Origin of the sequence: Paenarthrobacter sp. (assembly GCF_031180005.1) — a bacterium.
Classification (GTDB): Bacteria; Actinomycetota; Actinomycetes; order Actinomycetales; family Micrococcaceae; genus Arthrobacter.
The window spans coordinates 43,282-54,596 of record NZ_JAPSHI010000024.1; the positions used below are offsets into that span (position 1 = coordinate 43,282).

Consider the following 11,315-nt stretch of genomic DNA (forward strand, 5'->3'; position numbering starts at 1 on the left):
CCGCGCCCTTTTCCGCCGTTCGCACCAGTGGTTAAGGGGGCGATTGGCGCGAATGGGCGCACCGCCTAACCAGTGGAGCAGGCACCTATCCCCGCAACGCGGCACAAAACCCTGTCCCAGCACGCACAACGCGAGTATCCTGTGTACGCCCAGAGGGAACTTTTGCACTTTCCGATGCGTGAATTACTGGGAACGGTGTATAGCTTGAAACTGAAGCAGCACCACTCGCGCGCAGAAGTTGCGCCTTGCAGCACTACCAGGAGGGACGGGGCAAAACCCCGATCAGATGAAAGCTAAGAGTTTCTTCAAGGGCCCGGGCATCTGGATTGTTGTCGTCGTTGGCTTGCTCCTGGTGGCATTCGCAACACTGGCTCCGGGCGGTTCCACGCGCATTGACACCAAAGACGGCCTCGAACTCCTTTCCCAAAGCGGGAAGGTTGAGCAGGCCAAGATTTTCGACGCCGAGAACCGCGTTGACTTGGTGCTTAAGGACAACCTGAACCTGGACGGCCAGGACAAGGGCAAGAACGTCCAGTTCTTCTACGTCACGGATCGCGGTCCCGATGTGGTGAGGGCTGTCACCAACGCCAACCCGGACAAAGGCTTCACTGACCAGCCGGTGGAGAATAACTGGTTCTCCGGTTTGTTCTCCCTCCTCATCCCTGTCCTGCTGCTCGGTGTCTTGTTCTGGTTCCTGCTTTCCCGCATGCAGGGTGGCGGCTCCAAGGTGATGCAGTTCGGCAAGTCCAAGGCCAAGCTGGTCAACAAGGACATGCCCCAGGTGACCTTCTCAGACGTTGCTGGTGCTGACGAAGCCGTGGAAGAGCTCCAGGAAATCAAGGAGTTCCTCCAGGAACCGGCAAAGTTCCAGGCAGTCGGCGCCAAGATTCCCAAGGGCGTGCTGCTCTACGGCCCTCCAGGCACCGGTAAGACGTTGCTGGCCCGCGCTGTTGCCGGCGAGGCTGGCGTTCCCTTCTTCTCCATCTCCGGCTCGGACTTCGTAGAGATGTTCGTCGGCGTTGGTGCTTCCCGTGTTCGCGACCTTTTCGAACAGGCCAAGGCAAGCTCCCCGGCCATCATCTTCGTTGACGAAATCGACGCCGTTGGACGTCATCGCGGTGCCGGCATCGGCGGCGGTAACGATGAGCGCGAGCAGACCTTGAACCAGCTCCTCGTTGAGATGGATGGCTTCGACGTCAAGACCAACGTCATCCTTATCGCGGCAACCAACCGTCCCGACGTCCTTGACCCCGCGCTGCTGCGCCCGGGCCGTTTCGACCGCCAGATCACAGTGGAAGCCCCGGACATGATCGGCCGGGAACAGATCCTTAATGTGCACGCCAAGGGCAAGCCTATGGCCCCGGGCATCGACCTCAGGGGTGTTGCCAAGAAGACTCCGGGCTACACAGGTGCGGACCTGGCTAACGTCCTGAACGAAGCCGCGCTGCTGACTGCGCGTTCAAATGCCAATCTGATCGATGACCGCGCACTGGACGAGGCAATCGACCGCGTCATGGCCGGCCCGCAGAAACGCAGCCGCGTCATGAAGGAACTCGAGCGCAAGATCACCGCCTACCACGAAGGTGGCCACGCCCTGGTTGCTGCTGCCCTTCGCAACTCGGCCCCGGTCACCAAGATCACCATCCTTCCCCGTGGCCGTGCGCTCGGCTACACCATGGTGATCCCGGAAGACGATAAGTACTCGGTCACCCGCAACGAACTGCTTGACCAGATGGCCTACGCCATGGGCGGACGCGTTGCTGAGGAAATCGTGTTCCACGATCCCTCCACGGGTGCTTCCAACGACATCGAAAAGGCCACCTCCACGGCCCGGAAGATGGTCACCCAGTACGGCATGAGCGAACGTGTTGGTGCCGTGAAGCTGGGCCAGGGCGGTGGCGAACCGTTCCTCGGCCGCGACGCCGCACAGGAGCGCAACTTCTCCGACCAAATCGCCTACGTTGTGGACGAGGAAGTACGCCGCCTGATCGACCAGGCTCACGATGAGGCCTACGCCATCCTCACGGAAAACCGGGACGTTTTGGACCGCTTGGCGCTGGAACTGCTGGAGCGGGAAACACTGAACCAGACGGAGATCGCCGAGATCTTCCACGACATCCGTAAGCGCGATTTCCGCGAGATCTGGTTGTCCAAGGAATCCCGTCCGGTCCAGTCCATCCCGCCCGTGGAATCCCGCGCTGAGAAAGCGGAACGCGAAGCCCAGGAAGAGGCCAAGAAGGCCCGGCTGGACGAGCCTTTGGACGTAGTAGCACCCCACGCCCAAGGAGTCAGCAGCCAAGAGTCATTCCAAGCCCCGCAACCCGACGGCGGCAACGACCACCCGCATCACGGCTAAGCTTTCTGCTGTGACTCATTTCGACGACGACGACGACCTCGCCGCCGCCCACGGTTCCGCCGCGGGCTCCAAGCATGGCCATAAAGTGGACCGTCCGCGCATTGAAGCGGCTGTCCGTGAGATTCTCCTGGCGATAGGTGAAGACCCTGATCGCGGAGGCCTCCTGGACACGCCAAAGCGCGTGGCCAAGGCCTACGCCGAGGTCTTTGCAGGGCTGCACCAGCACCCTGCGGACGTCCTCTCCACCACGTTCGACCTCGACCATGAAGAGCTTGTCCTCGTGAAGGACATCCCCTTCTACTCGACGTGCGAGCATCACCTGGTGCCGTTCCACGGCGTCGCGCATGTTGGTTACATTCCGTCACATGACGGAAAAGTGACCGGCCTGAGCAAGTTGGCGCGGCTGGTCGATATCTACGCGCGCCGCCCGCAAGTGCAGGAACGACTCACCACGCAGATCGTTGAGGCGTTGGTGAACCACCTCAACCCGCGCGGCGCGATTGTGGTCGTCGAATGTGAACACATGTGCATGTCCATGCGCGGCATTCGCAAGCCCGGCGCAAAGACCGTCACCAGTGCGGTGCGCGGTCAACTCCATGACCCGGCCACCCGCGCCGAGGCCATGAGCCTCATACTCGGAAGGTAAGCACTATGGACTCCCTCGCTGCAGCACCTGGAACCGGCCCGGCCACAAGCCCGCTGCCGATTCTGCGCAAACCGCGACCCGCTGCCAGGTTTGAGGACCTGCCAACGGACCGCACGCTCGTCATGGGAATCCTCAACGTCACCCCGGATTCCTTCAGCGACGGCGGCACTCACCGGACACCGGACACCGCCATCGCGCTCGGCCTGCGTATGTTTTACGCAGGCGCAGACATCATCGACGTCGGTGGTGAATCCACCCGTTCGGGCGCTGAACCTGTTTCCCCCGAAGAGGAACAACGACGCGTCATCCCGGTGATCCAGGCACTGGTAAAGGCCGGGGCGCTGGTGAGCATCGACACGATGCACACGTCCACCGCCGCTGCTGCCATTGAGGCGGGCGCAGCCATCATCAATGACGTTTCGGGCCTGACGATTGAACCGGACATGCCCGAGCTCGTTGCCCGGACCAAGGTTCCGTACATCCTGACCCATCGCCGTGGCGACGCCCTGACCATGGACAGCCTCACGGACTATAGCAACGTCACGGAGGACGTGGTGGCTGAGCTCCGCGGTGTCCGCGACAAGCTCTACGCAGCTGGCGTTGCGCCGGAGCAGATCATCGTCGATCCAGGTATCGGATTCTCCAAGAAAGAGGACCAGAACTGGGAGATCCTGAAAAACTTGGACCAGCTTTTCACTCTGGGCCACAAGGTGATGGTTGCTGCTTCCCGCAAACGTTTCCTCGGATCGCTCCTCACAGTGGCCGGAAAGTCGGCTGCGCCCTTGGAACGCGACGCAGCCACCGCTGCCATCACCGCGTTGAGCGCCACTAAGGGCGCCTGGGCTGTCCGCGTTCACGACGTCGGCCCCAGCCTTGACGCCGTCAAGGTCGCCGCCCGCATTTCCCGCTGATTGGATATCGCTGTGGACAGGATCACGCTGACCGGCGTCACCGCCGTCGGTTATCACGGAGTGTTCGATTTCGAACGCCGTGACGGCCAGCCTTTCGTTGTGGACGCCGTGCTATACACGGATTTCACCAAGGCGGCTGATACGGACGATCTCCAGTACACAGCCCACTACGGTGAAGTGGCTGAACTGATTACCAAACACATCGAGGGCGAGCCCTTGAACCTCATCGAGGGTCTTGCTGTCAGGATTGCCGAGGCCATCCTCGCGGACTACAACGTAGCCGCCGTCGATGTCACCGTTCACAAGCCCAAGGCGCCCATCGAGGTGCCGTTTGGCGACGTCACTGTCAGCGTCCACCGGGAGCGATCATAATGTCCGGCTATACCAAGGCCATTCTGGCTCTTGGCAGCAACCTGGGGGAGCGGAACGACACCCTGTCCACTGCCGTCGCAGATCTGGTGGATCCGCCGGAGGTGCGCCTCTTGGGTGTATCGCCGGTGGTGCAGACCAAGGCAGTGGGCGGCCCGGATGGCCAACCTGACTTCCTGAACATGGTCATGGCTGTGGAGACCACGTTGACCCCGTTGGAACTTTTGAAGCACTGCCACGCGGTGGAACAGAAACATCACCGCACCCGTGAGGTGCACTGGGGTCCAAGAACACTTGACGTTGACATCATCGTGTTCGGCGACGTAGTCAGCGACGATCCCGTTCTCACCATTCCGCATCCGCGGGCAGCTGAGCGCGCTTTTGTGCTCTACCCGTGGTCCTTGCTGGAGCCCCACGCCACGCTGAACGGCCAAAACGTGGCGGAACTGGCCGCCGTCGCCGCTGACATGCCGGACATCCGGCGCTTCGACGGCTTCGGTGACGTAGCCGGCGTGCCGGCGACGGGAGCAGTGGAACAGCCATGAAAGCAATGCGCCCCGTAGTCCTGGTGCTCATCGCCGTCGTGGCTGCCATCATTGGGTGGTTGGCAACGGTCACGACCAACCGTTTCAGCATGCCAACGCCGGTGCTGCCGGTCTCCGCACTCATCACCATGGTTATCATCGCCGTCCTGACGCTCGTCATGGGCATCCGCGTGCTGCGCTGGCGCAACGGTAAGAAGAAGAATCTGCTCAACCCGATCCTCGCGGCAAGGACACTGGTTCTTGCCCAGGCCTGCGCCTACGCCGGGACGCTGCTTCTTGGCTGGCATGCGGGAATCGCGGTGGATCTACTCCGTATTGGTGGTTTGCGAGGCGGTGAAGGAATTCTGTGGAATGCCCTGCTGATGGGCGGCGGCGGTGTGGTGATGGTGGTGGTTGGACTCGTGGTGGAGCGGTTCTGCCGGATCCCGCCGGAGGATTTGGAAGGTGGTACCGCCGGACCGGAAACCCGTCGCGGCGAAACTAAAGGTGAAGGCGAGTATGCATACCGAGGCGATTGATCCTCCCGGTGTTCAGTGGCTGAGGGTTTCCCCGAAGTACGTCACGGTTCGCTTGGTGGAGTGGGCTATCGGCAACGTAGTGATGCTGGCGTTCCTCAGTTTGCCCCTCATTTTCGTGCTGCTCGGCTGGTGGCGGTGGCCGCCGTTGTGGTTGGCCATCACGGTTCCCGCAGTGATGCTGGTGTTGGCGTTATGGCGGCTGGTGCTGATTCCACGCCAGGTTCGCGCTATCGGCTATGCCGAGCGCGACGACGACCTCCTCATCCGCCGTGGCATCTTCTTCCAACGGACCATGGTGGTCCCTTACGGCCGGATGCAATACGTGGACGTTGCTGTTGGTCCCGTTGAACGCAGCTTGGGCTTGTGCACGCTCAAACTTCACACCGCGTCAGCGGGAACCAATGCGCAGTTGCCGGGCCTTCCCTCAGCGGAGGGGGCACGCTTGCGCGAGCAGCTTTCGGCTCGCGGAGAAGCCAGGTTGGCCGGGCTGTGAGCCTGGAGAGTAGCCCAACTGAGAGCCTCCCGGGCAAACCGGAGCCAGCGGTCGACGGCCCCTGGAACCGCGTCCACCCCGCGTCACCCTTCGTTCGGGGCTGGGTGGCGCTGGCCGCCGTCGGATTCTTCTTTGGCCGCGACGCCTTCGAGCGGATGCTGCAGGGCCGGGATTTCCTGGATCCAAACCTCAGCGGCCGGGTGCCGTGGCTCCTCGCTGGCGGCGCAGCGGTGCTGCTGTTGACGGTAGGCGGCTTCATCCTCAGCTGGTACTTCACGCGCTATCAAGTAGCCGCGGGGTACGTCCGCGTCAATACCGGCTTCCTGTTCAAGCAGCAACGGCAAGCCCGTTTGGATCGCGTTCAGGCAATCGACATTGTGCAGCCGCTCTTGGCTCGGATTTTCGGGCTTGCTGAGCTTAAGTTTGAAGTGGCCGACGCCGGGGAGTCGGCAGTGCGGCTCGCTTACCTCCCGCTGGACCAAGCCAAGCAGCTACGTGCCACCATCCTTGCTCGGGCGGCGGGTGCGGTCAGTGGGCCCGAGACGGCAGAGGAAATCCCCGAAGCTCCCGAGCATGTTGTGTTGTCCGTGCCGCCGTCCCGTCTCATCGGTTCCTTGCTGTTGAGCGAGCAGACCATCGGAATCCTGGCTGGCGCCGCCGTAGTTGTTGTTGTTTCAGTTCTCACGCAGAACCAGACCCTTTTCCTGGCGCTCATCCCCGGCGTTCTGGGAATCGGCGCAGCGTACTGGAATTCCTTCAACAAGGGCTACAACTTCACGGCTGCAATCTCGCCGGACGGCATCCGCCTTCGATACGGTCTTCTGGATACTCAGGCGCAGACCTTGCCTCCCGGACGCATCCAGGCCCTCATGGTGACTCAGCCACCCCTTTGGAGGATCTTCGGCTGGTATCGGATGCACGTCAATGTTGCGGGTTACGGAGTTTCGGGCAGTTCCGAAGGTGCGGCCCGCACCATGTTGCTCCCTGTTGGCATGAAGTCCGATGTCCTGCGGATGATGTCGTTGGTGCTGCCTGATCCGGGAGTTGAGGATCCGGAACGAGTGTTCACCGCTGGGCTGGATGGAATTTCGTCGGTAGGAGCCGAGTCGACGCCGGGGGACGGGTTTATCACCACCCCCCGCCGCGCCCGTTTGTTGGCCCCGTTGGGCTGGCGTCGCAACGGATTCTTTGCCACCAGAACTGCGCTGCTGATCCGATCCGGCCGCTGGTGGCACACGCTGGTCATGGTTCCGCACCAGCGGACGCAATCCATGGCACTTCACCAAGGCCCGTGGGCGAGGCGCTTCGGAGTGGCCGATCTTGTCCTCCACACCACGGCAGGTCCCGTCTCACCCCGGGTATTCCAAGCCGGAGTAGAGCAGGCTGTGGAGCTCTTCGATCAGCAGGCCGCCCGTGCCCGGGAAGCACGGAAGAGGCAAACCAGCGAACAATGGCTGGCGCAGGTGGCTCCACAGTCGCCGGAGGTCGCAGCCACGATTCCGGCGCAACCGGCTCAACAGCAACAGCTCGCTGATCCCACGCAAGCCCAGACTTCACCGCAACAGGAGGACCGCCACGATGGCTAGGCCAGGACGACTCGGCGTCGGCATCATCGGCGCAGGCAAGGTGGGGGCCGTGTTGGGTGCCGCTTTGCGCGCAGCCGAGCACGCCGTCGTCGGGGTTTCTGCTGTGTCCGAGGCGAGCCGCGAGCGGGCAGAAAACCTGCTTCCCGGCGTCCCGATCCTGGAGATTCAGGACATCGTGGAGCGCTCCGAGCTCGTTCTGCTTGCCGTCCCGGATGACGCCCTCGGCGAGTTGGTCGCGGGGCTGGCCAAGCTCGGATCCTGGCAGCCCGGTCAACTGGTGGCGCATACGTCAGGCCGGTTCGGCGTCGGGATCCTCAACCCGGTCCGTGCGGTCGGGGCGATACCGCTGGCACTTCATCCCGCCATGACCTTCACGGGCATGAGCCTGGATCTGACCCGGCTCATGGACTGCACTTTCGGGGTCACTGCTGATGCTGCCATGCTGCCGATCGCTCAGGCGCTGGTGGTGGAGATGGGCGCAGAGCCGGTAGTGATTGCTGAAGCCGACCGCACCCTCTATCACGCAGCCCTCGCGCACAGCTCCAATCACATGGTCACGCTGGTGGCACAGGCATCGCAGATGCTGCGGGAGATCGGCGTCGAAACTCCGGAAGCCATGCTTGGTCCACTGCTGCGCGCGACGCTTGAGAACGCTCTCGCGTCCGGCGAATCCGCGCTGACCGGTCCCGTAGCGCGTGGGGACGTAGGTACGGTTTCCGCGCACGCCCAGGCGCTGAAGGAGTACGACGGCGGCGCAGGCGGGGATGTTCTTGCGGCCTACCAGGCCATGGCGCGGGCCACTGCGCGCAGGGCGGGAAATCGCGGACTGCTGAGCCCTGAACAATTGACCGAGATAGATGAGGCCTTGGGCGCCGAACCCAAAGCGGCGGAAGGAAACTGAACAGCATGGCCATCAAACTCGTGACCACCGCGACCGAACTGCGGGCCGAGAGCGCCAAACTCCTTGCTGCCAAAGGTGGAAGTTCGCAGGGGCTGGTGCCCACCATGGGTGCACTGCACTCAGGGCACGCGGCACTTGCCCGGACCGCAGTGGAAGAGAATGACGTGGTGGTGGCCACCATCTTCGTGAACCCGCTTCAATTCGGCGACGCCGTGGACCTGGACCGCTACCCGCGTACGCTCGACGCCGACATGGCCCTGCTTGACGCTGAGGGTGTGGACTTGGTTTTCGTGCCGTCCGTTGAGGAGGTTTATCCCGGAGGACAGCCTCTGGTTCGGGTGACGTCAGGCCCGCTGGGCGACAAGTGGGAAGGCGCCTCGCGCCCCGGGCACTTCGACGGCGCGCTCACCGTGGTGGCAAAACTGCTGCACTACGGACTGCCCGGAGGTGCTTCAGCGGACGGCACGACGGCGGCCTACCGGGCCTACTTCGGGCAGAAGGACGCGCAGCAGTTGGCGTTGGTGAAGCGAATGGTCTCGGACCTGAACTTCCCTGTGGAGATCGTGCCAGTGCCTATCGTTCGCAATGAGGATGGGTTGGCGCTCTCCAGCCGCAATCGATTCCTTTCCGACGACGAACGCGAAGCCGCGCTGGTGTTGTCTCGGGCCTTGCGCCTCATTGAGTCCCGTGCAAACGCACACGAACCGCTCGACCTCCATTCCGCCGTCGAGCTTGTGGAGTCCCAGCCGCTCGTGGAACTGGACTATTTCGACGTCGTCCATCCCGTCACGCTGGAACCGCTCGCGGAGAACTGCAAGGAGACTCCCTTCCGCGGTGAGGGTTTGGCGATCATCGCCGCCAAGGTAGGACCGGTGCGGCTTATCGACAACGCACCGTTGTTTTCCTAACGTTTGGAATTTTTCTGCTGATGGGAATTGGATGGGTGTTTAGACTGTTTTAGTCTTCACCGGCACAGATCGCCGGACATCAAATCCAAACCTTGGGGAATCCTCATGTCTACCGACGTCACGTCCGACGCCAACGGCAAGCCTGAATCGGGCGCTTCCGGCACCGTCATCTCTGCAGAGGCCGCAGCCCCGCAGGCTCCGGCCTCAAAGGCGCCTGTCCCGCAGGCGCCCGTGTCCGGGAAGATGTCACGCGAGTCCGTGACAGTCATTGTCACGCTGCTGGTGGCAACCTTCGTGGTGATCCTCAACGAGACCATCATGAACGTAGCCCTCCAGCGCCTCATGACGGACCTTCAGGTGAACGCGTCCACCGTGCAGTGGCTGGCCACTGGGTTCATGCTGACCATGGCTGTCGTCATCCCCACCACCGGCTTCATCCTGCAGCGGATGAGCACGCGCGGGGCCTTCATGCTTGCCATGGGACTCTTCAGTGGCGGAACGTTGCTGGCGGCATTGGCGCCGGGTTTCCTGGTGTTGTTGGTGGCGCGTATCGTCCAAGCCGGTGGTACTGCCATCATGTTGCCCCTGCTGATGACCACCATCCTCACGTTGGTGCCGATGTCCAAGCGCGGCGCCGTCATGGGCAACGTCAGCATTGCGATCTCGGTTGCACCGGCCATGGGACCCACCGTTTCCGGCATCATCCTTGACCACTTCTCCTGGCGCTTCATGTTCGTCTTCGTGCTGCCGGTTGCCCTGGCCGCTTTCGCTATCGGCGCCAAGTACCTCACCAACGTGGGGGAGCGGGAGAAGACCACCTTGGATGTTCCTTCGGTGATCCTTACCGTGCCCGCGTTTGGTGGGCTGGTTTACGGCCTGAGCCAGATCGGTGGCGCCGAGGCAGGCGTTGTTCCCGTCATTGCACTGGTGGTCGGTGTCCTCTGCCTGGCACTGTTTGTCTTCCGCCAGCTCAAGCTTCAGAAGTCCGACGCCCCGCTGCTGGATCTCCGCGCCTTTAAGTTCCGCATGTTCACGGTTTCCACGCTGCTCTTGGTCGTAGCGATGATGGCCCTGTTCGGCGGCGTGATCCTGTTGCCGCTGTACCTCCAGAACACCCTGCACCTCCAGCCTTTGGAGACCGGACTGGCCCTGCTGCCGGGTGGTTTGGCCATGGGCTTGCTGGGGCCGGTCATCGGGCGGATCTTCGACAAAGTGGGTCCCTTGCCGCTGACTGTGACGGGCTCAGTACTTATGGTCCTGACCCTGTGGCAGTTCTCCCGTCTGGATGAGGGAAGTGCCCTCGGCTGGGTCATTGCCCTGCATGTCACCCTTAGCCTTGGGCTGGCCCTGCTGTTCACGCCGGCATTCACCACTGGCCTCAACCCTTTGCCCCCGCACCTTTACTCCCACGGTTCAGCGATCATCAGTACCGCGCAGCAGGTTGCGGGCGCGGCCGGAACGGCGCTGTTGGTGTCCATCTATGCTGTGGTCTCTGCGTCTTCGGGCGAGGTAGCCGGCATGCAGACAGCCTTCCTGGCTGCGACCTTCATTGCCGTGGCCGCTGTGGTGCTGGGTGCCATGATGCGCAAGACGGCCGGCGCCGGAGGCCACGGAGGCCACTAAGCCTCCAGCCGCTTCCTCCTTCGGACGCTCTCTCACATCCCTCGGGTTTGAGCCGGACGCTCTTGCAGGTCCCTCGGGTTTGAGCTCAACGCTTTCTCACTTTTAGTGGGGGAGCGTTGTTGCTTTAAGAGCGTGGTTGCCGGTCGGGTTGAGGGTTCGACGGCGGTGGTTGGGTATCGGTCGCCGCCTCCTTTCGACGCTCTCTCATTTCCCTCGGGTTTGGGTTGATCGCTCGCTTACTTCCCTCGGGTTTGACTGGTGACGCGCTTCACAGATTCGGGTTTGAGCTGATTGGAGGGATTTTGGGTTTGTTTTCCTTGTGTTTGCGGGGCTTTTGGGTGGTGTTGGGGTGGATTTGGTGTGGGGGTTGGGCGCGTGTAAAGTTATTCGAGTCGCCGCCGCTGATGCGGAAAGATAGCGACCGACTCCCTTTCAATTCACCGGTTCCGGTAGCGCTTT

Annotated in this window: 12 protein-coding genes; 11 read left to right on the plus strand and 1 reads right to left on the minus strand. The window is 62.4% G+C overall.

Going from position 1 to position 11,315, the window contains the following annotated elements; all coding sequences use genetic code 11:
* The first annotated feature begins 286 nt into the window (after positions 1 to 286).
* From ftsH to RIF72_RS15980, 11 genes are all read left to right on the plus strand, one after another.
* Positions 287 to 2,356, plus strand: a complete 2,070-nt coding sequence (ftsH, locus tag RIF72_RS15930; RefSeq protein ID WP_309075811.1) for an ATP-dependent zinc metalloprotease FtsH — start codon at positions 287 to 289, stop codon at positions 2,354 to 2,356.
* Between the two features lie 10 nt (positions 2,357 to 2,366).
* Complete coding sequence (gene folE / locus RIF72_RS15935) at positions 2,367 to 3,002, plus strand: GTP cyclohydrolase I FolE (RefSeq protein WP_309075812.1); 636 nt, start codon at positions 2,367 to 2,369, stop codon at positions 3,000 to 3,002.
* Positions 3,003 to 3,007: 5 nt separating this feature from the next.
* A complete protein-coding gene (gene folP, locus RIF72_RS15940) occupies positions 3,008 to 3,913 on the plus strand; it encodes a dihydropteroate synthase (protein ID WP_309075813.1) in 906 nt (301 codons plus the stop codon).
* Positions 3,914 to 3,925: 12 nt separating this feature from the next.
* Positions 3,926 to 4,285 carry a dihydroneopterin aldolase gene (gene folB, locus RIF72_RS15945; protein ID WP_309075814.1) on the plus strand — a complete coding sequence of 120 codons (360 nt, stop codon included), beginning with the start codon at positions 3,926 to 3,928 and terminating at the stop codon, positions 4,283 to 4,285.
* Positions 4,282 to 4,827, plus strand: a complete 546-nt coding sequence (gene folK, locus RIF72_RS15950; RefSeq protein ID WP_309075826.1) for a 2-amino-4-hydroxy-6-hydroxymethyldihydropteridine diphosphokinase — start codon at positions 4,282 to 4,284, stop codon at positions 4,825 to 4,827. The genes folB and folK overlap by 4 nt, the downstream gene beginning before the upstream one ends.
* Positions 4,824 to 5,345, plus strand: a complete 522-nt coding sequence (locus RIF72_RS15955) for a DUF3180 domain-containing protein (RefSeq protein ID WP_309075815.1) — start codon at positions 4,824 to 4,826, stop codon at positions 5,343 to 5,345. Before folK ends, RIF72_RS15955 begins: the two co-directional genes overlap by 4 nt.
* Entirely contained in the window at positions 5,326 to 5,838 is a 513-nt protein-coding gene (locus tag RIF72_RS15960) for a PH domain-containing protein (RefSeq protein WP_309075816.1), read from the plus strand. The genes RIF72_RS15955 and RIF72_RS15960 overlap by 20 nt, the downstream gene beginning before the upstream one ends.
* Positions 5,835 to 7,424 carry a PH domain-containing protein gene (locus RIF72_RS15965; protein WP_309075817.1) on the plus strand — a complete coding sequence of 530 codons (1,590 nt, stop codon included), beginning with the start codon at positions 5,835 to 5,837 and terminating at the stop codon, positions 7,422 to 7,424. Before RIF72_RS15960 ends, RIF72_RS15965 begins: the two co-directional genes overlap by 4 nt.
* Entirely contained in the window at positions 7,417 to 8,325 is a 909-nt protein-coding gene (locus RIF72_RS15970; protein WP_309075818.1) for a DUF2520 domain-containing protein, read from the plus strand. Before RIF72_RS15965 ends, RIF72_RS15970 begins: the two co-directional genes overlap by 8 nt.
* Positions 8,326 to 8,330: 5 nt before the next feature.
* The gene (gene panC / locus RIF72_RS15975) at positions 8,331 to 9,233 is read left to right on the plus strand and encodes a pantoate--beta-alanine ligase (RefSeq protein ID WP_309075819.1); all 903 of its coding nucleotides are present in this window, start codon (positions 8,331 to 8,333) and stop codon (positions 9,231 to 9,233) included.
* Positions 9,234 to 9,338: 105 nt separating this feature from the next.
* Positions 9,339 to 10,856, plus strand: a complete 1,518-nt coding sequence (locus tag RIF72_RS15980; RefSeq protein WP_309075820.1) for a DHA2 family efflux MFS transporter permease subunit — start codon at positions 9,339 to 9,341, stop codon at positions 10,854 to 10,856.
* 268 nt (positions 10,857 to 11,124) lie between these two features.
* Here the strand turns inward: RIF72_RS15980 and RIF72_RS15985 are convergent.
* The coding region (locus RIF72_RS15985; protein WP_309075821.1) for a hypothetical protein at positions 11,125 to 11,315 on the minus strand (191 nt) is incomplete at its 5' end.